The sequence below is a fragment of the Pseudomonas sp. GW821-FHT04C07 genome, from assembly GCF_059420325.1.
The window spans coordinates 104813-127860 of sequence record NZ_JBWKTM010000007.1 but is presented as its reverse complement, the minus strand read 5'-3'; the positions used below and the strand labels follow the sequence as shown (position 1 = coordinate 127860).

At 58.0% G+C, this 23048-nt stretch carries 20 protein-coding genes and 1 pseudogene; 11 read left to right on the top strand and 10 right to left on the bottom strand.

Annotated features, from left to right (window positions below; genetic code table 11):
• Positions 1–12: 12 nt before the first annotated feature.
• Positions 13–1599, top strand: a complete 1587-nt coding sequence (locus AC07UI_RS14860; protein ID WP_494993366.1) for an MFS transporter — start codon at positions 13–15, stop codon at positions 1597–1599.
• 151 nt (positions 1600–1750) lie between these two features.
• Positions 1751–2083: a DsbA family protein gene (locus tag AC07UI_RS14855; protein WP_494993199.1), complete on the top strand. Its 333-nt coding sequence runs from the start codon at positions 1751–1753 to the stop codon at positions 2081–2083.
• Between the two features lie 46 nt (positions 2084–2129).
• Here AC07UI_RS14855 and AC07UI_RS14850 read toward each other — a convergent pair whose 3' ends face one another.
• The 6 genes from AC07UI_RS14850 to AC07UI_RS14825 all read right to left on the bottom strand — a co-directional run bounded on the left by AC07UI_RS14850 (position 2130) and on the right by AC07UI_RS14825 (position 9450).
• The gene (locus AC07UI_RS14850; RefSeq protein ID WP_494993198.1) at positions 2130–2921 is read right to left on the bottom strand and encodes an ABC transporter ATP-binding protein; all 792 of its coding nucleotides are present in this window, start codon (positions 2919–2921) and stop codon (positions 2130–2132) included.
• A gap of 18 nt (positions 2922–2939) precedes the next feature.
• Positions 2940–3677 (bottom strand): ABC transporter permease, encoded by a 738-nt coding sequence (locus tag AC07UI_RS14845; RefSeq protein ID WP_494993197.1) that lies wholly within the window; start codon positions 3675–3677, stop codon positions 2940–2942.
• Between the two features lie 21 nt (positions 3678–3698).
• Positions 3699–4415, bottom strand: a complete 717-nt coding sequence (locus tag AC07UI_RS14840) for an ABC transporter permease (RefSeq protein WP_493063474.1) — start codon at positions 4413–4415, stop codon at positions 3699–3701.
• Between the two features lie 66 nt (positions 4416–4481).
• Positions 4482–5246, bottom strand: a complete 765-nt coding sequence (locus AC07UI_RS14835; protein WP_494993365.1) for a transporter substrate-binding domain-containing protein — start codon at positions 5244–5246, stop codon at positions 4482–4484.
• A 293-nt stretch (positions 5247–5539) separates the two neighbouring features.
• Positions 5540–7219 carry a urocanate hydratase gene (hutU, locus tag AC07UI_RS14830; RefSeq protein ID WP_494993196.1) on the bottom strand — a complete coding sequence of 560 codons (1680 nt, stop codon included), beginning with the start codon at positions 7217–7219 and terminating at the stop codon, positions 5540–5542.
• A gap of 689 nt (positions 7220–7908) precedes the next feature.
• Positions 7909–9450 (bottom strand): HAL/PAL/TAL family ammonia-lyase, encoded by a 1542-nt coding sequence (locus AC07UI_RS14825; RefSeq protein ID WP_494993195.1) that lies wholly within the window; start codon positions 9448–9450, stop codon positions 7909–7911.
• Positions 9451–9623: 173 nt separating this feature from the next.
• Here AC07UI_RS14825 and AC07UI_RS14820 point away from each other — a divergent pair, with 173 nt between their 5' ends.
• Entirely contained in the window at positions 9624–10574 is a 951-nt protein-coding gene (locus AC07UI_RS14820) for a LysR substrate-binding domain-containing protein (RefSeq protein ID WP_494993194.1), read from the top strand.
• Positions 10575–10697: 123 nt separating this feature from the next.
• Here AC07UI_RS14820 and AC07UI_RS14815 read toward each other — a convergent pair whose 3' ends face one another.
• From AC07UI_RS14815 to AC07UI_RS14805, 3 genes are read right to left on the bottom strand one after another with little or no spacing between them, the layout of a single operon-like run.
• On the bottom strand, positions 10698–11048 hold the full coding sequence (locus AC07UI_RS14815; RefSeq protein WP_494993193.1) for a RidA family protein: 351 nt from the start codon (positions 11046–11048) through the stop codon (positions 10698–10700).
• A 28-nt stretch (positions 11049–11076) separates the two neighbouring features.
• The gene (locus tag AC07UI_RS14810) at positions 11077–12321 is read right to left on the bottom strand and encodes an NAD(P)/FAD-dependent oxidoreductase (protein ID WP_494993192.1); all 1245 of its coding nucleotides are present in this window, start codon (positions 12319–12321) and stop codon (positions 11077–11079) included.
• 4 nt (positions 12322–12325) lie between these two features.
• Entirely contained in the window at positions 12326–13744 is a 1419-nt protein-coding gene (locus AC07UI_RS14805; protein WP_494993191.1) for an aminotransferase-like domain-containing protein, read from the bottom strand.
• A gap of 348 nt (positions 13745–14092) precedes the next feature.
• On the opposite strand from AC07UI_RS14805, the gene AC07UI_RS14800 reads away from it, so the two are divergent.
• From AC07UI_RS14800 to AC07UI_RS14780, 5 genes are all read left to right on the top strand, one after another.
• Positions 14093–15526 (top strand): amino acid permease, encoded by a 1434-nt coding sequence (locus tag AC07UI_RS14800; protein ID WP_494993190.1) that lies wholly within the window; start codon positions 14093–14095, stop codon positions 15524–15526.
• Positions 15527–15610: 84 nt separating this feature from the next.
• The gene (locus AC07UI_RS14795; protein ID WP_494993189.1) at positions 15611–16576 is read left to right on the top strand and encodes an ABC transporter substrate-binding protein; all 966 of its coding nucleotides are present in this window, start codon (positions 15611–15613) and stop codon (positions 16574–16576) included.
• A gap of 48 nt (positions 16577–16624) precedes the next feature.
• A complete protein-coding gene (locus AC07UI_RS14790) occupies positions 16625–17401 on the top strand; it encodes an amino acid ABC transporter ATP-binding protein (RefSeq protein WP_493136926.1) in 777 nt (258 codons plus the stop codon).
• Positions 17402–17404: 3 nt separating this feature from the next.
• Positions 17405–18085: an amino acid ABC transporter permease gene (locus AC07UI_RS14785; RefSeq protein ID WP_493136927.1), complete on the top strand. Its 681-nt coding sequence runs from the start codon at positions 17405–17407 to the stop codon at positions 18083–18085.
• A 1-nt stretch (position 18086) separates the two neighbouring features.
• Positions 18087–18734: an amino acid ABC transporter permease gene (locus AC07UI_RS14780; RefSeq protein WP_494993188.1), complete on the top strand. Its 648-nt coding sequence runs from the start codon at positions 18087–18089 to the stop codon at positions 18732–18734.
• A gap of 66 nt (positions 18735–18800) precedes the next feature.
• Here the strand turns inward: AC07UI_RS14780 and AC07UI_RS14775 are convergent, their stop codons facing one another.
• Entirely contained in the window at positions 18801–19715 is a 915-nt protein-coding gene (locus AC07UI_RS14775) for a LysR substrate-binding domain-containing protein (RefSeq protein ID WP_494993187.1), read from the bottom strand.
• A gap of 109 nt (positions 19716–19824) precedes the next feature.
• On the opposite strand from AC07UI_RS14775, the gene AC07UI_RS14770 reads away from it, so the two are divergent.
• The 3 genes and pseudogenes from AC07UI_RS14770 to AC07UI_RS14760 form a co-directional block, all read left to right on the top strand.
• Entirely contained in the window at positions 19825–20637 is an 813-nt protein-coding gene (locus AC07UI_RS14770) for a phytanoyl-CoA dioxygenase family protein (RefSeq protein WP_494993186.1), read from the top strand.
• A gap of 87 nt (positions 20638–20724) precedes the next feature.
• A complete protein-coding gene (locus AC07UI_RS14765) occupies positions 20725–21693 on the top strand; it encodes an ABC transporter substrate-binding protein (RefSeq protein ID WP_494993185.1) in 969 nt (322 codons plus the stop codon).
• A 138-nt stretch (positions 21694–21831) separates the two neighbouring features.
• Positions 21832–22245 (top strand): annotated as a pseudogene (locus tag AC07UI_RS14760) (alcohol dehydrogenase catalytic domain-containing protein); the annotation flags it as partial.
• Between the last annotated feature and the right edge of the window lie 803 nt (positions 22246–23048).

The following is a 23048-nucleotide window of genomic DNA, read 5'->3' as shown; positions in this document are numbered from 1 at the left end:
ACAGTGAGCACAATGACTAATGAGCAGACACCGACAACTTCGGCTTGGCAACCGCTTCGTCATGGATTGTTTCGCAGTCTGTGGCTCGCCAGCATTGCGTCCAGCATAGGGACGTGGATGCATGAAGTCGGTGCTGGCTGGCTGATGACTTCTTTGTCGGCCAGTCCTTTTATGGTGTCTCTGGTACAGGTGGCGGGTGCCGCTCCCATGTTCCTTCTAGCGCTGCCCGCTGGCGCGCTGGCCGACATCATCGACAAACGACGTTACCTGTTGGCTGTCCAGGCAGGGATGGCCGTCATTGCGCTTGCGCTCGCCTTGATCACCTTTGCGAACCTGATGAGCGCTACGCTTTTACTCCTGTTTACGCTGGCCATGGGAATTGGAACAGCGCTGACCATGCCAGCATGGTCAGCGTTGACACCTGAGTTGGTTCCAGCCAGTGATCTTCCCGCCGCGATATCGCTTAGCAGCGTGGGGGTCAACGTTGCCCGCGCACTCGGACCGGCCATCGCTGGCATCATCATCAGCCTGGTAGGGCCATGGGCGACATTTGCCGTCAACGCCCTGTCTTTCTTTGGCGTTATCGCGGTGCTCGCCTTGTGGCGTCGTACGCCACAACCGTCCGTATTGCCGGCAGAACGGCTGTTTGGCGCTATCCGTGTGGGTTGGCGCTATGCCCGTAGTTCACGCGAACTACAGCGAGTCATGGTGCGTGCCCTGGCTTTTTTTCTGGGCGCTAGCGCCGGCATGTCGTTGCTTCCACTGATTGTGCGAGGTGAGTTGAAGGGCAGCGCTGAGCAATTCGGGATCTTGCTCGGTTGCGTCGGGATCGGGGCGGTCGCGGGCGCAATGTTTCTGCCCGTAATTCGTCGTCATATTGCGGTCAATCAGCTGGTGGCATCGGCCAGCCTTATCTATGCGGCAGTCTTGCTGGCTTTGGCATGGGTTCGGGATTTCTATCTGCTTATCCCGGTGATGCTCATCAGTGGTGCTGCCTGGATCTCGGTATTGTCCAGCCTCCAGGTGTCTGCGCAAACATCGGTACCTGCGTGGGTAAGGGCCAGGGCGTTGGCGGTCTACATTCTGACTTTCTTTGGCAGCATGGCCATGGGCGGTGTGATGTGGGGGCTGATCGCCAGCTGGCTTTCGATCTCGATATCGCTGAGTTTTGCCGCCGTCATCATGGTGGCGGGAGTCGCGGTGGGCTGGTGGGTCAAACTGCCCGCGCTGAGCGCCGAAGACCTGGCCCCTTCGCTGCATTGGCCTCAACCGTTGATTAATGTCGACGTTGATGGTGAGCGTGGGCCAGTCATGATCACGGTCGAGTATGAGATTGACACGGCGGATGCCGATGCCTTCAAAGAGGCCATGGAAGAGGTGCGCAGAATGCGGCAGCGCAATGGTTCTTTTTCCTGGCAATTGATGCAGGACACCGAAAATCCGCAACTGTGGATAGAGCTGTTTTTTGACGAGTCCTGGCACGATCATCTACGCCATCACAGTAGAGTCACTCGCGCAGAGTTGAAAATCGAATCAGCCGCTCGGCGCTTTCAAATCGCTGGAAAGCCTGTACGTATTCGGCACCTGCTCAAAGGCTGACGGGTTAGTCTCGCGACGCCGGCGCTGTTTAACTCTGAGTAACGGCCACACCTTTGCTCGCGGCGCAACGCAACGTTGCGCCGCCGGTGGATTCTCCGACTGAGCGTGCAGGCCTAACGTGAAGGTCTGGACACATTCAACGGAGACCACCATGAAACGCCAAGCATCCCTCGCGGACATTCAAGTGACTTATGATTTCATCTGCCCCTGGTGCTGGATTGGTGGTGAAAATCTGGATCGCGCCCTGGCCGTTACTGGCCTGTCAGCCACTCGCCGCATCACTTATGTACCTTATCAGTTGAACCCTGACATGCCGATGCAAGGGATGGAACGCAAGGCCTACCGCTCGGGCAAGTTCGGCTGCGGGCCCAGACCCTGGATGGCAAAACCGACCTGGATGCTGCGCTGCACGCCTGGCAGCAACAACAACTCGACGAAGGCCGGCGCATGGGCGAGTGGGGCGTGCGCTTCTCACCCAGTCTGAAGCGGACTGGCAGGGTGCGCGCCAAGGCGCGCACCCTGGGTGATGCTTATTCGGTACTTCTCTCATGATGGCTTGAGACGAATTGCCGAAAGCGTTCGGTGGGCAAACCTTCGAATAGTTCTGCTGGCGTGCCCTGGGCATCGATCAGGCCGCCGTGCATGAACACCACCCGGTTTGACACGTGCCGGGCAAAGCCCATCTCGTGCGTGACTACAAGCATGGTGCGGCCTTCCTCGGCCAGAGAGCGCATCACCCGCAACACCTCTCCAACGAGTTCAGGGTCAAGTGCCGAGGTCGGTTCGTCGAACAACATGACTTGTGGATTCATCGCCAGCGCGCGCGCTATCGCTACCCGCTGCTGCTGTCCGCCGGACAGGTGCGCGGGGTAATAGTCGCGGCGATCGTACAGGCCGACCTTGTGCAACAGGGCCTCAGCTTCCTCGATACATTCGGCACGGGAGCGTTTGAGCACCCGCATCGGGCCCTCAATGATGTTTTGCAGCACCGTCATGTGCGACCAGAGGTTGAAGCTTTGGAACACCATACCCAGGCAACTGCGCATGCGCTCGACCTGGCGGCTGTTGCTCGGGGTCTGGCGGCCGTCGGCATGCTGCTTCATTTCGATCACTTCACCATTGACGCTGATGATGCCTTGATCGGGCGTTTCCAGAAGGTTGATGCAACGCAGGAAGGTACTTTTACCGGATCCACTGGCACCGAGGATCGAGATTACGTCGCCCTTGTGGGCTTCCAGGGAAATGCCCTTGAGGACATGTGCGCTGCCGAAGGACTTCTGGATATTGGTTACCGACAAGGCTGAAGCGGGCTGAGTGCTCATGGCATGCTCCGTATCAAATCAGGAATGGGTAGTCAGCGGAGGGCTGGCTTTTTTGATGGTGTCAACTGGCCGCTCACGCAAGTGCGGCGAGAGGCGATGCTCGAGCCAGGCGACAGCACGGACGACCAGGAAATTCAGCACCAGGTAGATCAAGGCCGCGCAAATGAACACTTCCATCGTGCGATAGGTGCGCTGGATGATCTGTTGCGCGACGCCAGTGACGTCCCAGACAGTCACCAGGCTGGCCAGCGCCGTGGACTTGACCAGCAAAATGGCTTCGGTGGAGTAGGCCGGCAGGGCCTGGCGCAGGGTAACCGGCGCAATGATCCGGCGTAGCAGTTCCCAGGGCGACATGCCCACGGCCTTGCCCGCCTCGATCTGCCCCTGTGGCACGCTAAGCAGCCCGCCGCGAATGATTTCGGCGGTGTAACCGGCGGTACACAAGGCCAGTGAAACCACCGCGCAGCCATAGGGCGACTTGAGCAGTACCCAGGCGAAGCTGTCGCGAATGGCCGGGAACTGGCCCAGCCCGTAGTAAATCAGGAACATTTGAATCAGCAGCGGTGTACCGCGAAACAACATGATGTAGAACCGCGCCGGATAGCTGAAAAACCACCAGCGGCTGACCCGCAGGCTGACAATGCCTACGGACAGGGTAAGGCCGATCACCAATGAGCTGAAAAATAGCGTCAGCGTTGTGGGCAGCGCTGCCAAAAGCTTGAGCATGGTGTCAGCGAGAAACGGAAAATCGATCATAAGTGGCGCTCCCGACTCGAACTAGACTGGGCTGCGTTGCCGCGTGCGACGCACGCGAGCCTCAGCCATGTGGAAAAGCCGACCAGACAGGCCAGTGAGAATGAGGTACACGATGCCCCCGATGATGTAGAACGTGAAATATTGACGAGTGGAACCGGCCGCGACCTGGCTGGCACGCATCAATTCCACCAAGCCGATGACTGAAATCAGCGCGGAGTCTTTCAGACTCATTTGCCAGACATTTCCCAGCCCGGGCAGCGCAAATCGCAGCACCTGGGGGACCAGAATACGTTTGAAGCGCATCGCGCGGGTCATACCGATGGCCAGTCCTGCTTCCAGTTCGCCGCGCGATACCGCGAGAAAAGCGCCACGGTAGACTTCAGCCTGATAGGAGCCGGAAATCAGCCCGACCGCCAACGCGCCGACCAGAAAAGGCGGTACGTCGATATAGCCTTCACCACCGAACCAGTGGCCAACTGCCGTAACCACACTGGCACCGCCGAAGTAGAACAGGTAGATCACCAGCAACTCAGGGATCCCCCTGAACAGTATCGAATACAGATCCCCCAGCCAGCGCAAGCTGCGTCGACGGGATAGCTTGGCAGCAGCGACCAGGCTGCCAAATACCGCACCCACCAGCAGGGCTGCCAGGGTCAATATCACGGTCATGCCCGCTGCCTTGAGCAGCGCCATTCCCCAGCCTGAGTCACCGAAACTGAGTAGCTGCAAGAGGTTCATAGAGGGTCCTACTTATGAGAAGGTTTAAGCAGCCCGGCAACCTTCACGGTGTCGGGCCATTCAGAATCAATGCTGAGGGGTGAGGTCTGCCTTGAACCACTTCTCGCTCAGTTTCTTGATCGTGCCGTCAGCCATGGCTTCCTTGAGGGCTGCGTCGAACTGGGCTTTGAGTTCCGGGTCTTTCTGACGGAAGCCCAGCGCTTCGCCTGCACCCCAGATCGGGCCTTTGATGACCGGACCGGTAAAGACCAGCGGTTTGTTCTCAGGCTTGTCCATGACCGAATTGAAGAAGGTCACGTCATCGAACGCTACGTCGATACGGCCGGCCAGCAGATCGAGAATGGCTTCGGCCGAGCTGCCGTACTCACGAATGGTCGCCACATCCTTGAAGTTCTGATCAATGAATGACGTGTAAATGGTGCCAGAGGCGATGCCAATGGTCTTGCCCTTGAGCGCCTTGCGCAGCTCTTCAACGCCGGCACGTACTTCCTTGGCATCGGTACCCAGCGTGACGGCGGCGTCGGCGCCGGTTTTGCCCGGCAACAGATCGGCTTTGAGCGCGACGAAACTGGCCGGTGTCTGGGCGTAAGGCGTCGAGAAGGCCATGACCTTCTGGCGTTCGTCGTTGATGACAATGGCGTCCATCAGCACGTCGAATTTACCGGCGTTGAGGCTGGCGATCATGCCGTCCCAGTTTTGTACGACGATGTTGCACTTGAGCTTCATGCGCGGACAGATGACATCCATCAGCTCCGGTTCGAAGCCGCCGATTTTTCCACCCGGCAGCGTCAGGTTCCAGGGCTCATAGGCGCCCTCTGTTGCAATATTCACCGAGGTCCACTCTTTGGCCTGCAGTGCCGGAGCACAGGCCAGAACCATTGCACTGAGCGCTACAGAACCCAACCAGCTTGATTTCTTCGACATCTTGATACTTCCTGCCTAATCAATGGAGTGTTGCGAACTGATCCGGCTCAGGCCGAATCTCCAATGTCTGTGCGCACAACTATTTTTGTGCACACAAGACAAAACCATAAAAGCCACCGTCAGTTACGCCGGTTAATTCGCACCCATAATGGTTTCAGCCTGGACAGCTTCCCCATCTCCATGTGCCCCTGACCGACAGATCAACCGGTGATCATCGGCAGGTTCAGGCCCTGCTCGTTGGCGCAGTCGATCGCGATCTGGTAACCGGCATCGGCGTGACGCATGACGCCGGTGGCCGGGTCGTTGTGCAGCACGCGAGCGATACGCTCGGCCGCTTCGTCAGTACCGTCGCAGACAATCACCATGCCCGAGTGCTGGGAGAAGCCCATGCCGACGCCGCCGCCGTGGTGCAGGGACACCCAGGTCGCGCCGCTTGCGGTGTTGAGCAAGGCGTTGAGCAGTGGCCAGTCGGACACGGCGTCGGAGCCATCCTGCATCGATTCGGTTTCGCGGTTCGGGCTGGCCACCGAACCGGAGTCCAGGTGGTCGCGGCCGATCACGATCGGTGCCGACAGCTCGCCGCTGCGAACCATCTCGTTGAACGCCAGACCGAGCTTGGCGCGCAGGCCCAGACCCACCCAGCAGATACGTGCCGGCAGACCCTGGAAGCTGATGCGCTCGCGCGCCATGTCCAGCCAGTTGTGCAGGTGGGCGTCGTCCGGGATCAGCTCTTTGACCTTGGCGTCGGTCTTGTAGATGTCTTCAGCGTTGCCCGACAGTGCCGCCCAACGGAATGGACCGATACCGCGGCAGAACAGCGGACGGATATAGGCCGGTACGAAGCCCGGGAAGTCGAAGGCGTTCTCGACGCCTTCTTCTTGCGCCATCTGACGGATGTTGTTGCCGTAGTCGAAGGTCGGAATGCCCATTTTCTGGAAGTCGAGCATCGCTTTGACGTGCACGGCCATGGATTGCTTGGCGGCTTTGACCACGGCAGCCGGCTCGGTCTTGGCGCGAGCGCGGTATTCGTCCCAGGTCCAGCCGGCTGGCAGGTAGCCGTTGAGCGGATCGTGGGCGCTGGTCTGGTCGGTGACCATGTCCGGGCGCACGCCGCGCTTGACCAGTTCCGGCAGAATTTCAGCCGCGTTACCCAGCAGGGCGATGGAAATCGCCTTGCCTTCCCTGGTGTATTTGGCGATGCGGGCCAGCGCGTCGTCGAGGTCGGTGGCTTGCTCGTCGACATAGCGGCTGTTCAAGCGGAAATCGATGCTCACTTGTTGGCATTCGATGTTCAGCGAGCACGCGCCGGCCAGGGTCGCGGCCAGCGGTTGAGCGCCGCCCATGCCGCCCAGACCGGCAGTCAGGACCCAACGACCGGTGAGGTTGTCGTTGTAGTGTTGGCGACCGGCTTCGACGAAGGTTTCGTAGGTGCCCTGAACGATGCCCTGGCTGCCGATGTAGATCCAGCTGCCGGCAGTCATCTGGCCGTACATGGCCAGGCCTTTGGCGTCCAGTTCGTTGAAGTGTTCCCAGCTCGCCCAGTGTGGCACCAGGTTGGAGTTGGCGATCAGTACGCGCGGGGCGTTGCTGTGGGTCTTGAATACGCCGACCGGCTTGCCGGATTGCACCAGCAGGGTTTCGTCGTCATTCAGATTGGTCAGGCTTTCGACGATCTTGTCGTAGCACTCCCAGTTACGTGCCGCACGACCGATACCACCGTAAACCACCAGCTCCTTGGGGTTCTCGGCCACTTCCGGGTCGAGGTTGTTCATCAGCATCCGCAGCGGCGCTTCGGTCAACCAGCTCTTGGCGGTCAACTTGTTGCCGCGAGCAGCGCGGATTTCGACGTCACGGTATTTAGTAGGCTTATTCTCGGTCACGAAAAAAACTCCTCAGCGATCAATCCAAACTAACCCAGGCAGTGGGTAAGCCAGCCTGTGCGCATCGTTGCGCCACAAGCGAATCAATGGACGATGGTCGAGTCTTCGTGACCCATACTCATACGTCTTTACTTGTACATACAAGACTATGCAATCAAGCGGCCAACTTATTGGATAGTCGTTCAATAAAGTGTTGGATCTGGCTGAAAAGCCCTTGGGGCAAAGGTTTGCCGGGTATCGAATTTTTTCAGAGGGTTTTTGCGAAGGCGTGGTGGTTGTAACTTGAATATGGTTTTGCGCTACGTTGGGGCGTTCGGTAACAAGTTGGTGCGCTTTGGAAACGGCTTCAAGCCAGGGCCGAATCGGCTCTTTCAGACTAGATTTCCGGGCCGCTCACATTCAGCATTCGCGAGTACTTTGGTTTATGGCCAGTGAGTGGTTCGAGGCGGTCATCATGTCCAGGATTGGCACGGACACCGTAGCTATGTTTATCAGATGGGGGCAAAGCAGGTGAGGTTATCGACTTCCCGGATTTGCTGATTGGTGACCATGTTGAGGAGGTGCCCCACATCGCTTCCGAAAACGCTGATACAGATCCAGGCTCGGCCCCAAGGCAATCCATCAGTCGTCGAAATGCAGAGAAACGCATACCCTTGACAACCAATGGACAGCCTTGGAGTACAACAAATTTACTTCAGGTTTTTCAGCACCGTGGCAAGTACTTCACCGCTACGTACCTGTTCGGTGACACTCATCATGTCCGAATAGAATGCACGATCATTGTCGGCGACCGGTACTCGGCTACGCACCAGATCATAAACTGCCTTGGTGACGCTAGAAGCCTTGTGCACATCATGGAAGTCCAAGGCCTGGCAACCCACCAGCAGTTCAATCGCCAGCACCGACTCCAGTTTTTCGGAAACCTTGTAAGCCTTGATGACGGCGTTGTAGGCGAGGCTGACCAGATCCTCCTGGTTGCCGCAGGTCGAGAAACTGTCGACAGAGGAGGGGAACGACAGCGTCTTCATTTCCGCGTACAGGCCAGCCGCCGTGTATTGAAGGATCATGTACCCGCTGTTAAGGCCCGGGTTGCGCACCAGGAACGCCGGCATTTCACTGAAGTGTGAATTGACCATCCGGTCGATACGGCGCTCGGAAATCTTCGCCAGGTTGGCCAGCGCCACGCACAACGTATCCGCTGACATGCCGATGTAGGTGCCGTCGAAGTTGGCGCCTGAAATGGCAATGCCGTCGCCGTCGTCAAGAGGGTAGATGACCGGGTTGTCGCCCGAGGAGTGAATTTCGTTCTCGATATTTTCGCGTGCGTGATCAATGAATTTTTTCGAAGCGCCATGCACCTGGGGAATGGCACGCAGGCTGTAGGCATCCTGAAGCCGGTAATCGATGTTTTCGGCGACCAGTTGGCTATCATGCAGCATCGCCTTTATATCCCTGGCGGTTTGCGCCTGTTCTTTGTGTGCTTTGACCGAGTGATAGCGAGGGTCGAATGCGCGAATCGTGCCCTTCAACGCTTCAAGTGAAAGTGCTGCGGCGACATCGGCAAGAGAGGCTGTTTGCATGGCGTTGTAGAGCGCCAGAATAGCGATGGCGGTAACTGACGTGGTGCCATTGAGCAGGGCTAATCCTTCTTTGCACTGCAGGTCTGTCGGTTGCAGGCCGACCTGTTCAAGCGCGGTGGCGCCATCCACCCATTCGCCGCCATTGACCCTGGCTTGGCCTTCGCCCAGCAGGACCAAGGCCAGGTGCCCCTCGACGGCCAGATAGCCCACCGAACCCTCGCCAGGCGCAAACGGCACGACTTCGTTGTTGAGCAGAGCGGCAATCAGCTCCAGCAACTCCAGGCGCACCCCCGAAAAACCTTTGCCAAGGCTGATCAGAACCATCAACTGGATCGCACGAACCTGCTCACGCTTGAGCGGCTCGCCCACGGCGACGGCATGGGAGCGCACGATATTGACCTGGAGCTCCTTGGCATTCTGCGGAGAAATCACATGCCGAACGTTATCGCCGAACCCGGTGGTCACCCCATAGACCAGGCGATTTTCATCGAGGAAACGCTCCACCAGGCCACGGGACTTTTTCACGCGGTTCTTGTAGGTCTCGGAAAACGACACTTTGGCCGAATAACGGGCTACCGCGACAAACTCTTCGATGGAGGGCTCCCTATCGCCGAGGACTACCTGAGTGATCTGTTGAGGATGAGCTTTCATTGCGAACTCCCGAGAAACGAAATGATTGAGGGGGGGGCTGGACCGGCCAGGCCATCGCTCGATTGAGCGTGGGAGAAGGCTAAAGCGGTTTTGATATGAAGAAAATATGGTAATTTCTGTCATTTTTATTAGAATTTCTAAACTTAAAACGCTTTCGAGGCCTTCGCATCGCCATGAGTCGCTTACCGCCCTTACGAGCCCTCCAGATATTCGAAACCGTTGGTCACTGTGGCGGTATATCCCAAGCCGCAAAGCGTTTGAACATCTCCGTGGGCGCGGTGAGTCAGCAGATGAAGTTGCTTGATGAAGCGCTGGGCATGAGCTTGACGGTCAAGGAGGGACAGCGCTTGCGGCTGAACGCCATTGGCCAGCGTTTTCATGCGCGGTGTTCTATAGCATTTGAAGAATTGAGAGCCGCTGTTTCCGAAGTAGAGCGTTCGAAAAACCCCAACAATTTGTATGTCAGTGGCCTGCCTTCTCTCATGACCAAGTGGCTGGCGCCTCTCACCTACGAATGGCAGCATGAGGATGGTGATCTCGACATCTATCTGGATGGCACGCTGGCGGATACTTCGGAGGAGGAAAACGCAGATTTTCGTATCGGCTATGGCGAACCCGGCCAATATGCCGGGCATAGCGTTGTACTGTTCCGCGATTGTGTGGTACCGGCATGCTCACCGACGCTTTTAGGCCATCCAGGCAATGTGGAGCATGCCGGTGACCTGCTCCAATACCCACTTATCCGTATCGATTCGCGGCCGAAATTTGACTCACCCCCCTCATGGGCCGAATGGTTTGAGCTGGGAGGCGCTGCCGTCGAGCAGACGATTGCCATACGTCGTAGCTTTTCTTCGTCCAGCATGGCTATTCAAGCCGCCATCGATCACCAAGGAATAGTGCTGGCGCAGTTTTCCATGATTGCCCGTGACATCGATGAAGGGCGCTTGATCATTCCCTGGCAGCGAGCCATGCCTCTTCCCTCGCCGTATTACCTGAGTTGGCACCCTAACACTCTGCAGAAAGCGCAATGTCGGGCATTTCAACGCTGGCTGATTGGCCGAGGGAGAGCACAAGAGGAAATTACTGACTCCTTGATAGCTGCGCAGCCCGCTAGCAAGAAGTGATTCGCAACCACAGAGTGCTACCAGGTTTCGAGCTTTTGACAATCTGGGCCGATTGCTGCCCGTCACTAAAGGCATCTATCGGTTGTACTTGACATTTGAAACGTATGAGAACGTCCTGAGAGTTCACTTCCTCGACGCGCAGACGATGACTTCCACCAACAACCGTGGGTCAGCCAGTTTCGCCTCGCCACAGGCACGAGCCGGGGCATGCCCCTTCGGTACCCAGGCGTCCCATACTGCGTTCATTGCGTCGAAGTCCGCCATGTCGGCCAGCCAGATGGTGGTTTGCAGCAAATGCTCCCGCGTCGAGCCAGCCTCTTTGAGCAAGGCATCAACCTGTGCCAAGGCATCGCGGGTCTGGTCGGCGACGTTGTGGTGGGTTTCGCCGACCTGACCGGCGAGGAACACGGTGTTGCCGTGAATGACAATTTGGCTCATGCGCTGATTGGTGTGTTTGCGTTCGATGGTTGGCATCAATTGCTCTCCTGTGGAATGGCGCGGTTTAGAAGCGTTGCACGGAAAAACTGTCCAGCCAGCCAGGTGCCTTGCCGGCGATGCAGTCCGCGACCAACTGGCCGGTCGCCCCGGCGAGGGTCAGGCCCAGGTGTTGATGGCCGAAGGCATAGATCAGTCGTGGTTCGTTCGGCGATGGGCCGATCACTGGCAACGAGTCGGGCAGGGACGGGCGGAACCCGAGCCACTTGCGGGCCACCGGTTCGGTCAGACCCATAACTCGGCGCACGTGTCGCTCCAGGTAATCGAAACGCTTGGGATTGGCCGGGTCATTGATCGAGCCGAGCTCCACTGTGCCCGCCACCCTCAGGCGGCCGGCCATGGGCGTCATGTAGAACGCACTTTCCACTGGGCAGCAGGGGCGGTTGAGCAGGGTGTCTTGCAGGTCGAATTCGATGTGATAGCCGCGCTCGGTATCTAGCGGGATGCGATCCCCGACCTGGCGTGCCAGCGCCGCGGACCAGGCGCCGCCGCACAGCACCACCCGGTCGGCGCGGTAGGTCTGGCCTTCGGCACTGAGCAGATGCAGGGCGTTACTCTGCCGTTGCACGTCAGTGATCGTCGCCTGATGCAGCGCCCCCTCGGCGATCAGCGGCGCCGCCAGCGCTTCAATGAAGGCTTGCGGATCATCCATATGGGACGACTCGGGAAACAGAATGCCGGCCACCGATTTGCCAGCAAGGGCTGGCTCCAGTTGTTCGACATCGGCCGCGCTCAATACCTGCTGCGCAATACCCAGAGAACGGCGCAGCTCGATGGCTGACTGCGCGCCGGCGAAACTTTGCTCGGTGCCGTAGGCATAAATGCAACCGTTGTGACGTAAATGCTGATCAGCCTGCGGGCAGTCGGCCAGCAACGGCGCATAACCGCTGTAGGTGTGCTGGAGTATTTTTGTCAGGGCCAGGGTATTGGCTTCGCAACGCGAAGCGCGACATTCATTGAGAAACCGTAACAGCCAGGGCATCAGCCGGGGCAGGCGTGCCCAGTTAATGACGAAGGGCGAGTCCGGTGAAAACAGCAGGGACGGAATCGCCTTCAGCAGCGATGGCTGGGCAATAGGCATCACGCCGTAAGGCGCGAGGGTACCGGCATTGCCGTAAGACGCGCCGCAGGCAATTGCGTCGCGCTCGAGCAACAGCACCTGATAACCCTGGCGGCGCAGCCAGAGTGCGGTGGCAACCCCGATAACGCCTGCGCCGATAACGGCAATTTCACAATGAACTGGCTGTGTCATGTCCTCAGATCCGGTTGTGCATATGGAGATGACCCTGGCGTGCCAGTTGGCTGATGACGCTCAAGGCTTTGATCAGCTGCTCGCGTGACAGGGCAGCTGAAATGTTGATCCGCACTGCTTGTGGCGAGAGCTCCGGGCGCAAGGTGAAGGCCCCACCAGCGAGCAGCACCACGCCGTGGTCCTGGCACAGGCGTGCGAAGCGCGAACCGGTCCAGGGTTCCGGCAGGACCAGCCAGGCATGGGTGCCGGTGGCGCTGTGCTGGAATTCCAGACCTTCAAGGTGAGTGGCGAGCAGCGCCTGGCGGATGCGCAGTTCTTCGCGTTGTTCCGAGACCAGGTGGTCGGCATGACCGTCCTCGATCAGCCGGGTGGCAATCAGCGCTGTCAGCGGCGAAGTACTCCAGCAGTCGATGCGCTGCATGGCGGCGATGTCTTGCACCAGCGGCTGAGGAGCCATGACGAAGCCCATGCGCAACCCCGGGGCGATGCATTTGGACAGTGCCGAAATGTAAATCGTCCGCTCCGGCATCAACGCCGCGAAGGCCGGGGGCGATTGATCCAGTAGCGGCCGATACACATCGTCTTCAATGACCAGCAGGTTGGTTTTCCGAATCACTGCTGCCAGTTCTTCGCGGCGCTCGGCGTCCAGAGTGATGGCGGTCGGGTTATGGATCGAGGGCACCAGAAACAACAGTCGTGGCTGATGTTCGGCGCAGGCCAGGCGCAAGGCTTCGGGTGAAATGCCGCGGGCATCGGCGTCGACCCCGATCAGGATCAGACCCAGCGAGCGACACAAAGCGTTGATGCCCTGATAGGTCACACTATCGGCCAGCACGGTATCGCCGCTATTGGTCAGGCTGCGCAGGGTATTGGCGATGCCATGCTGGGCGCCTTCGACGATCAGCATCTGCGAGGCTTCGGCCTGTACGCCGGTGTGGCGCAACCACTGCGCTGCGGCTTCACGAGCCCAAAGCGGACCTTCGGACGGGTGATAGTCCTTCATGTCACCAAAGCGCGGGTCACTGGAAAGACGCGGCAGCAACTGCGCCAGCACCCGATTAAAACCATCGGTGGCCGGACGATTGACGCTCAGGTCGACAGTGCCCGGGTCATTGCTCGGCGCCGACTGGAACTGCGCGGCTGGATGCCGAGGCAGGGCGACTTGCGTACCGCGACCCGGACGGCTTTCGACCAATCCTTTCTGCTGCAACACGGCCATGGCCTTGGTCACCGTGGTGATGTTCACCCCCAGTGCGCTGGCGAACTCGCGATGGGGCGGCAAACGCTCGCCCGGCTTGAGCTTGCCGTTGCCGATCGCCTCAGCCAGTGAGTCGGCCAATTGGGCGTAAAGGGTTTCGGCTTTGTCGCGCTGCAAAGCCGCATTGGCTTTCAGCTCGTCCAGCAGTTGTTCGAATTGACTCATGGTGCTTTATCCCTGCTTGTCATGCTTGCAGCAAGACAATAAGCAAATTTGTATTGCTTTTTATCTGATACAAAGCCCATTGACAAGCTAAAAAACCGTGATTAGTGTGTGAGTTGTAATGCTTGTAATGCAACACAATAAGAAAATGGCTGCCATGCTCAGCCCAATGGGTACGCACATGACTATCAAAACGTTCCAGCCGGGTTCGCCCTTGACGCTCCGGCACCACCTACTCTGCAGCCCGTCAGCGGGCGGCACAGAGTATCCGGTGTGTTGTCCCCCTCGCGCAAAGTCTTCGATGAATTTATCCGGTCGATCGACCTCACCCAACAACGCGGAGGTCATCCAATGAACAACGCCCGGCAATCCGTTAAAAAATCAGGCGAACAGCGGCTGAGCGGGGCTCTGCGCCAACGCCATATCACGATGATTTCGCTCGGCGGGATCATCGGCGCAGGCCTGTTTGTCGGCAGTAGCGCAACGATTCAGGCCATTGGCCCGGCGGCATTTCTCAGTTATCTCGCTGCCGGCATCGTGGTGATGCTGGTCATGCGCATGCTCGGTGAAATGGCCGTGGCCTTGCCCGGTGTCGGCTCCTTTACCGAATACGCCCGAATCGGCCTGGGCAATTGGGTCGGGTTCACCAGTGGCTGGTTGTACTGGTACTTCTGGGTGATCGTGGTGGCGGTTGAAGCGGTGGTCGGTGCCAATATCCTCCAGCAATGGATACCGCTGCCGGCGTGGATGATCGGTCTGAGTCTGTTGGCGATCATGACCGCCATCAACTGTCTGTCGGTGAAGTCCTATGGTGAATTCGAGTACTGGTTCGCTTCATTGAAGGTCTTCGCGATCATCGTCTTCATCTTTGTGGTTGGCGCTTACCTCTTCGGTTTCGCCCCAAGCACCAGCGCGCTGCTGGGCAATCTGGTGAATGACCGCGGCTTCATGCCTTACGGCGTGAGTGCGATTCTGGCCGGTGTACCCACAGTTATTTTCGCGGTAGGCGGCGCCGAGATCGCGACCATTGCCGCCGCTGAGTCGGACGATCCATCGAAGAACGTGGCGAACATGACCCGTTCGGTAATCTTCCGGGTCATCACCTTTTATGTCGGCTCGATCTTCCTGATTGTCTGCGTGGTGCCCTGGGGGCAGATCGTCGCCGGCCATTCGCCGTTCGTGGCGGCGCTGGAGGTCATGCGCATTCCCGGCGCCGCGATGATCATGCAAGCGGTGGTGCTGGTGGCCGTGCTCTCGGCGCTGAACTCCGGGTTGTACGTGTCTTCGCGGATTCTCTTCGGCCTCAGTCAGCGCGGTGATGCACCGGCGAAACTGTCGACCCTCACCGGTCGCAAAGTACCAAGAGCGGCGGTGCTGCTGAGCAGTGTGATCGGCTACATCGCAATCATGGCCGCGATCATTTCTCCAGAGGGTGTGTTCCTGTTTCTGGTCAACGCTTCCGGTGCGGTGATGTTGTTCGTTTATCTGGCAGTGGCGCTGGCGCAGATCAAGGTTCGACGCCAGGTAGAAGCCACGGCGCCCGCGCGACTGACCCTCAAGATGTGGCTGTTTCCGTGGTTGTCCTATGCTGTGGTGGCAGTGATTGCGGGTGTTTTGGTAGCCATGGCTTTTCAAGAATCCTTGCGTACGCAGTTCCTCGCCAGCCTGGTCAGTCTTGGCGTGGTATCCGCGGCTTACCTGCTGCTCAAGCGTCGCCGGCAGCAAGCTGGCAAGCCCCACGTCAATGCCATCGACATTCTGGCGGGCTTGCCGACACGATCATGAAACCCAGGGAGATCGAGCCACGGACGGCGGTTGAGTTGTATGGCTTGTAATGGTCCAAAACAATAATTTGCCAATAGGTGATCTATGTCCGATTTCAAGTTTGATACTCAAGGTTTCTCCCGACGCGGGCTCCTCAAAGCCGCTGGCTATGGTTCATTGGCGGCCCTGTTGGGTAGCGTGATAGGCCCGATGCCGCTCGCATTCGCTGCCGGGCAACCGATCAAAACCGTGCGCCCCGGCTATCTGACCGCGGCCTGCCTGGGCGACATGCCTCTGGGGGCGCTGCGCGAAGGTACACCCGTGGGCACCGATCTGGAACTTATCAAGCTCATCGCCGACCGCCTCGAACTCAAGCTCGATGTCCTGACCATGGGTTTTCCAGCGGTGGTGGAAGCGGTGAGGTCGGGACGCGCCGACTGGTTCGGCGGCAACTTCGCCTGGAACCCGATGCGTTCGAAGATCCTGCTGTTGACCGACCCGGTGTTCTACACCGGTGCCTACGTGATCATGCGCGACAGCGAGCCGTTCGAAACCTCGATCACCGTGAACGATGTGAAGGGTCGCACCATCGGCGCCATTACCGGCTATTTCACCATCCCGGACATGAAGAAAATCGAGGGCGTGAAGGAGGTCAAACTCTACGACAATACCGACTCCTGCCTGCGAGACGTGCGCGCCGGACGGCTGGATTTTGCGGTGCTGGATGCCCCGACCATCGACTACATGATCCTTCAGGACCCCAGCCTCAAGCTCAAACAAATCCCCATGTCCTACGATGAAAAATTCCCCAGCCTGACCGCCAAGTTCGAGGCGATCTGGGGCGTTCATCCGCAGAACCAGGACTTGTTCGATGGCGTGAACCAGGGCCTGCGCTGGCTCAAGAGTACCGATCAGATCAAACCGATCCTCGCCAAGTACGGGATCAAGAACCCCGACTACCTCGTGCCTCCAGCCAAGGACCCGCGCATCGGCGTGGATCGGGACGAGAAGGGCAACCTCATCGGGCCGTTCGAGCATACGCCGCGAGATTTCAGTCAGGCCTTCGCCTGAGTCGACGTCGCGATCATAGTTTGCGTCATCCACTTACGGACATTGCTCATGGCTGAATCAACTCCACTGGTGCGGATCGAGGGGCTCTACAAGTCCTTCGGTAGCCTGGACGTTCTCAAAGGCATCGACCTCAACGTACAGCAGGGCCAGAAGATCTCGCTCATCGGGCCCAGCGGGTCGGGCAAGACCACCTTGCTGCGCTGCGTCAACTACCTCGAAGAGCCGACCAAAGGTGACATTTACATCGATAACGAACTGATCGGCCAGCGTTTGGTGGGCACACGAAAAGTGCCCATGAGCGATAAGGAGCTGGCGCGGATGCGCACCGAGATCGGCATGGTGTTCCAGCGTTTCAACCTGTTTCCTCACCTCTCGGTACTGGAAAACATCATCCTCGGCCCGCTCAAGGTGCAACAACGCAGTCGCGCCGAAGCGGTGGAACTTGCCGAGGATCTGCTGAACAAGGTGGGCATGTTCGCCAAGCGTGACGTGTACCCGGAACAGCTCTCGGGTGGGCAACAGCAGCGCATCGCCATCGCCCGGGCGCTGGCGATGCGACCCAAGCTGATGTTGTTCGACGAGGCCACTTCGGCGCTGGATCCGGAACTGGTGGGCGAAGTGCTGACCGTCATGCGCAAGCTGGCGGAGGAGGGCATGACGATGATTATCGTGACCCATGAAATGCATTTCGCCGAAAGCGTCTCCGATCAGGTGATCTTTATGGCCGACGGCAACATTGTCGAGCAAGGCCCGCCCCGGCAGATTTTCCGTGAGAGCCAGATCGAACGTACCCGCTCCTTCATCCGCGCCGTGCAGGAGCACTGATTGATGTTCGATTCCACCGCACTGAACAAAGCCATCGAGATGCTGCCGTACTTTTTGAATGTGCTGGGCATCGGGGCGCTGACCACCGTCGGTCTGACCGCCGCTGCGTTCGTTGTGGCTGCGCTGTTGGGGTTTTGCCTGGCGCTGATGCGGCTCTCGCGCAGCCGGGTGCTGAGCTTGATCGCCAGCGTGTACCTGGAGGTGTTTCGCAACGTACCGATCCTGACCCAGCTGTTCATTCTGTACTTCGGGCTCACCTACATCGGAATCACGTTGCCGGCGATTGGTGCGGCGATCATTGGTTTTGGTCTCAACGGTGCGGCGATTCTTTCGGAAGTGTTCCGTTCGAGCATCCGCACCATCGATCGTGGGCAAAGCGAAGCGGCGTTTTCCATCGGCATGACCCGCTCCCTGGCGATGCGCATCATCGTGCTGCCCCAAGCGTTCAAGGTCGCCATTCCAGGGATGGCCAATTTCGCCATTGGTCTGCTCAAGGACACGTCTCTGGCGTCAGCGGCGGCGGTGCCGGAGCTGACCTTCAAGGCGCGGATGCTGGTCAGCGAAACCTACCAGACCAACCTGATCTACTTCCTGTTGGCGATCATCTACCTGGTGTTAAGCCTGGTACTTTCCCACTGGGCAGCGCGGACCGAACGGCGACTCAAAGTCGTCAAGGAGAATTGATATGGGCTATGGCGACCTGTGGGAAGCAACCCATGTCGAACTTCTTACAGCGGCCTGGGCCACTCTTCAATTGGCATTCGGTGCGCTGGTCATTGGCTTGATCGTCGGTCTGCTGGTGGCGCTGGCGCGACTCTCGAGCAATCGGGCATTGCGGCGCGCGGCGCTGATCTACATCGAAGTGTTTCGCGGTACTCCGGCTCTGGTGCAGTTGTTCATCGTCTATTTCAGCCTGACCGAAATCGGCGTTCAGTTCAGCTCGTTCCAGGCAGCGATGATCGGGTTGGGGCTGAATGCTGCCGCCTACCTGTCGGAGATTTACCGTTCGGGTCTGGAGGCGGTGCCCAAGGGGCAGGTGGAGGCGGCGAAAGCGATTGGTATGCCTCATCTCAAGGTGTTGCGCTGGGTTGTGTTGCCCCAAGCCATTCGTATTGTGCTGGCGCCGATTGGCAATGTGGCGATCTCGCTGTTGAAAGATACCTCGGTTGCCTCGCTGATCGCGGCGCCGGATTTGATGCTGCGGGCTCAGGACTTGAGTAGCGTGTACTTCATGCCGCTGGAGATCTACATTCTCGTGGGCGCGATCTACTTTGCGCTGTGTTATCCGCTGTCACTCGGCGTGCGTTTACTGGAGCGCAAGACGAGGCATTGAACCAATGGCTCGTCCGGTTTTCGTCCGGACGAGCAGTGCTGGATGCGGATGGCCCCTGCGGAATATTCAATTTGACGCAAACGGCAGTCGTTCCTTGAACCAGGTCACGGCTTGCATTTTGAACGCTTCAGCAGGTGGCGTTAAAGGGTAGCGCTGATCATAGGCTAAGACGATGCGCTGAGCGGGCAGCTCTTCCCGTATGGGACGACAGACCAGAGGCTGACCATCGTAGCTATGGTCGCCGAAGGGTCTGGTATAGGTCAGCGCCACACCGAATCCGTTTGCAACAAGGCTGCGTTGAAACTCGAAGCTGTGTGTGCGCTGGACGCTGTCGGGCGCGAGTCCATAGAAGTTGAACAGGTCCAGCACGTGCTGCCAGCTGTGGATTTGATCAGTCACCACCAGATTACATTCGCTTAGCGCTGCCAGACTGACACGGGGCTCGTTTGCCAGCGGGTGATCAGCAGACAGTAGGGCATGGGCGGTCAGCTGGCATAGCTCTATGCATTCCATATTTGCCGGCAACCCCAGATCGTACGTCAACGCCAGCTCCAAAGTGCCCTCAGCGAGACGCTTGCCCAGATATTCGAACCCGCCTTCGCGCATATCGACAGTGACCTGAGGATAGTCTTGTTGGAGGCGTCTCAGAATCTGCGGCAGGCAATATGGAGCCAGGTCCTCGTAGCACCCCAGTACCAGTTCCCCGGCAAACTCGCTGCTATTGCTCCCGATATCCGAAAAGGTCCGAGCCTCGGCCAAGACGCGTTTTGCCTGAGCCATCACCGTGCGGCCGAAGGGGGTCAGAGTCACGCCGAGCCCGCGTTGGCGAACAAAGAGTGGCTGGCCGAAAAGCAGTTCCAATTCGGTAATGGCGGTGGAGATCGATGGCTGGGAAACGTGCAACTCTTCGGCAGCCAGCGTGAGGTTGCTGTGTTTGGCTGCAGCGAGTGCGTAACGGAGTTGTCGCAGGCTGAACTTCATAAGATTTTCTTAGGTGATAAATCAATACATATTATTTTATCATTGTTGAGTGTCATGAAATATTTGTCCCGCGCCCACCTTTATTTTTTGCTTCTGGGAGTTTCAGGTCATGACACACAGCTCATACACCATTAATGAAAATGACATCGAGGCCTTTCAGCGCGATGGAGCGGTCTGCCTGCGCGGCATTTTCAGTGACTGGATCGAGACCATCGTCACCGGTATTGAACGCAACCTCGCCGAGCCGGGCGTTTACGCCAGCAGATACGTCGAGAAGGATGACAAACCGGGCGGCTTTTTCGATGACTATTGCAACTGGCAGCGGATTCCAGAGTTTCGCGCAATGGTGGAGCAGTCACCTGCCGCCTCCGTCGCTGCGGCGGTCATGCGTTCGAGTTCGGCGCAGTTCTTCCATGATCATGTGTTGGTTAAGGAGCCGGGTGCGCAGAAAGCCACGCCCTGGCATCAAGACATCCCCTACTACTTCGTCGAAGGCAACCAGAACGTCAGTTTCTGGATACCCGTGGACCCGGTACGAGAGTCGACGCTGCGACTTCTTGCAGGCTCACATCGGTGGGAGAAAGGGATAAAACCCGTCCACTGGGCCGATCAAAGCGATTTTTACAGGGACGCAGACGGATTCCGGGACGCTCCCAATCCCGACACGGAAGAGGGCATGCACGTACTGGAGTGGGAGATGCAACCTGGCGATGCGGTGCTGTTCGATTTTCGGACGGTACATGGCGCCAGAGGCAATGCGTCAGCGCAGCGTCGACGTGTGTTGTCGCTTCGCTGGCTGGGCGACGATATACGTTACATCGAGCGTCCAGGACGGACCTCTCCACCGTATCCAGGGCATGCGATGCAGACCGGTCAGAGACTGCGCGAAGATTGGTTCCCGACGATACATCAAGGAGCTTGAGTTTCACGTTGATGACAGATGTTCGCCACTGACGTGGCGAACACTTGCACTGCCATAACCCTGTTCACTGTGTTGGAGCGTGCGATTGTGAAAATCAAAAAAAGTCTGGTAGTCCCTTTGCTTTCCGTTGGTCTGTTGGCTGGTAGTGCTGCGAGCCAGGCCGCCAGTTGGTGCGAGTCGGGTAAACCGGTGAAATTCGCCGGGCTCAATTGGGAAAGCGGCATGTTGCTCACCGACGTGTTGCAGATAGTGCTCAAGGATGGCTATGGCTGTGATATCGATACGTTGCCGGGCAACTCCATCACCATGGAGAACGCCTTGAGCAGCAACGACATTCAAGTGTTAGCTGAAGAGTGGGTCGGTCGAAGTGAGGTCTGGAACAAGGCAGCCAATACCGGAAAGGTAGTGGGTGTCGGCGCACCGATTATCGGTGCAGCCGAAGGCTGGTATGTGCCGCGTTATGTGGTCGAGGGTGATGTTAAACGCAACCTCAAGCCCAAGGCACCCGACCTGAAAAAAATCGCCGATTTGACCCAATACGCTGGACTCTTCAAGGATCAGGAAGAGCCGAACAAGGGCCGTTTTTACAACTGCCCGGCCGGCTGGACCTGCGAACTGGAAAACAGCGAAATGCTTAAAAGTTACGGCCTCGAAGCGAGCTACACCAACTTCCGCCCAGGTACCGGCCCGGCCCTGGATGCCGCAGTCCTGTCGAGCTACAAGCGTGGCGAGCCTATTCTGTTCTACTACTGGTCGCCGACGCCGCTGATGGGGCAAGTTGATCTGGTCAAGCTGGAAGAGAAGCCAGGCATCGACAAAAAGATCAGCATCAAAGTGGGTCTGTCCAGCGTCTTCCATCAGCAGGCGCCAGAACTGGTTACGGTGCTGGAGAAGGTCAATCTGCCGATCGACCTGTTAAATCAGAACTTGGCTCGGATGACCAAGGAGCACATTGATTCTCCCAAGCTGGCCAAAATTTTCTTCAAAGAGCACCCGGAAATCTGGCACACCTGGGTAAGTGAAGCTGCTGCGAAAAAAATCGACGCAACGCTCTAGCTCGCTATAGGGGCATGGATGCCCTGTCTCTTACCATCGTTGCAGCATCACTTTGCGTGATCCCCGTCAGCACAATCCCATTCATGTTCTTTCTTCGCCCAATTGCGAAGTGCCCCTTGGCACCCAGGAATAAAGATAATAATCAAATCGCGAGCCGCCGTAGCCTTCGCGGCCAACCAGCCTCTGCAAATCGTTGAAGTCAATTTGGCGCCTCCGCAAGCCGGTGAGGTGCTGGTCCGCATTATCGCAACCGGTGTCTGCCATACCGACGCCTTTACCCTGTCCGGCGCCGATCCGGAAGGTATCTTTCCGGCTATCCTCGGTCACGAGGGCGGCGGTGTCGTCGAGGCCATTGGCGAGGGTGTTACCTCCGTAGCGGTGGGCGATCACGTGATCCCGCTCTACACCCCGGAATGCGGCAAGTGCAAATCCTGCATGTCCGGGAAGACCAATCTCTGCCAGAAAATTCGTGCGACTCAGGGCAAAGGGCTGATGCCTGACGGCACCAGCCGCTTTTCCTACAAGGGCCAACCCATATTCCACGATGAAGGGCAGGATCACCGCCAGCAGCGTGCAAGTACCGAGGATCCACAGTTCGAAGCGACGGACCGAGAGCGTAATGGCAAACCACGCCGAAAATGGCATGGCAATCAATTCCCCGGCGCTGTACACCGTGGTCAGCCAGGAGGCGTCGTCGAGGCCAAAACCGAGTGCACCGCGCACATCTGCCAGCGCTAATGCGCCGACGCGGCTGTTCAACCCCGCCATCATGGCCGCGAGGAAAATGCCAGCGAGACCTGCCATGGGGCGTTTCGAGGGCTTGGCCAAGGGCGCTCCGGTAGCAGGGAGGTCCGCAGGCGACAATGTGGCGCTACTCATTACCGGAAGTTTGCTTGTCAGCCGGACCGAATGCTTTGCCGACGCCTAGGGTTTCTATTGAGTTTTGTTTGGATATTTGTCCAGGAGCCCGTGTCGTTATCGTGTTTTAAATGACGTAAGACCCTTGCGGTGGACGTGAAATGTATTTTTGGTGAGGACTCATCTCCTGTTGATTCTGTGCAATTGACACCGCCAGGTTGATAATCGGGCGTCCGGGTGGCTATGAGTAGAATCCAATAGCGTGGCTTGGGATCACTCCTTTTTTGTTCTTGATACACCCAAAAAACAAGTCCAGAATTGAGTCTTTTCCTACTTCAGGAATAAAAGAAACCCGTTAGATTTCAATGGGTCGGACGCCAGATGCGAGTCTCGTTTCCCACTCCAGGATTTACAAAAACGCCACTCAATAGAGTGGCGTTTTTGTGTGCGCCCAGCATGGGCGCAATCTTGTGGGTGAAAGTCCCGCCGTAAGCTGA

Coding starts and splice junctions, on each gene's coding strand:
- AC07UI_RS14785 (WP_493136927.1), top strand. CDS start 17,405: ATGTTCGATTCCACCGCACTGAACAAAGCCATCGAGATGCTGCCGTAC.
- AC07UI_RS14855 (WP_494993199.1), top strand. CDS start 1,751: ATGAAACGCCAAGCATCCCTCGCGGACATTCAAGTGACTTATGATTTC.
- AC07UI_RS14840 (WP_493063474.1), bottom strand. CDS start 4,415: ATGAACCTCTTGCAGCTACTCAGTTTCGGTGACTCAGGCTGGGGAATG.
- AC07UI_RS14780 (WP_494993188.1), top strand. CDS start 18,087: ATGGGCTATGGCGACCTGTGGGAAGCAACCCATGTCGAACTTCTTACA.
- AC07UI_RS14790 (WP_493136926.1), top strand. CDS start 16,625: ATGGCTGAATCAACTCCACTGGTGCGGATCGAGGGGCTCTACAAGTCC.
- AC07UI_RS14825 (WP_494993195.1), bottom strand. CDS start 9,450: ATGAAAGCTCATCCTCAACAGATCACTCAGGTAGTCCTCGGCGATAGG.
- AC07UI_RS14805 (WP_494993191.1), bottom strand. CDS start 13,744: ATGAGTCAATTCGAACAACTGCTGGACGAGCTGAAAGCCAATGCGGCT.
- AC07UI_RS14845 (WP_494993197.1), bottom strand. CDS start 3,677: ATGATCGATTTTCCGTTTCTCGCTGACACCATGCTCAAGCTTTTGGCA.
- AC07UI_RS14770 (WP_494993186.1), top strand. CDS start 19,825: ATGACACACAGCTCATACACCATTAATGAAAATGACATCGAGGCCTTT.
- AC07UI_RS14860 (WP_494993366.1), top strand. CDS start 13: ATGACTAATGAGCAGACACCGACAACTTCGGCTTGGCAACCGCTTCGT.
- AC07UI_RS14815 (WP_494993193.1), bottom strand. CDS start 11,048: ATGCCAACCATCGAACGCAAACACACCAATCAGCGCATGAGCCAAATT.
- AC07UI_RS14795 (WP_494993189.1), top strand. CDS start 15,611: ATGTCCGATTTCAAGTTTGATACTCAAGGTTTCTCCCGACGCGGGCTC.
- AC07UI_RS14775 (WP_494993187.1), bottom strand. CDS start 19,715: ATGAAGTTCAGCCTGCGACAACTCCGTTACGCACTCGCTGCAGCCAAA.
- AC07UI_RS14850 (WP_494993198.1), bottom strand. CDS start 2,921: ATGAGCACTCAGCCCGCTTCAGCCTTGTCGGTAACCAATATCCAGAAG.
- AC07UI_RS14810 (WP_494993192.1), bottom strand. CDS start 12,321: ATGACACAGCCAGTTCATTGTGAAATTGCCGTTATCGGCGCAGGCGTT.
- AC07UI_RS14820 (WP_494993194.1), top strand. CDS start 9,624: ATGAGTCGCTTACCGCCCTTACGAGCCCTCCAGATATTCGAAACCGTT.
- AC07UI_RS14800 (WP_494993190.1), top strand. CDS start 14,093: ATGAACAACGCCCGGCAATCCGTTAAAAAATCAGGCGAACAGCGGCTG.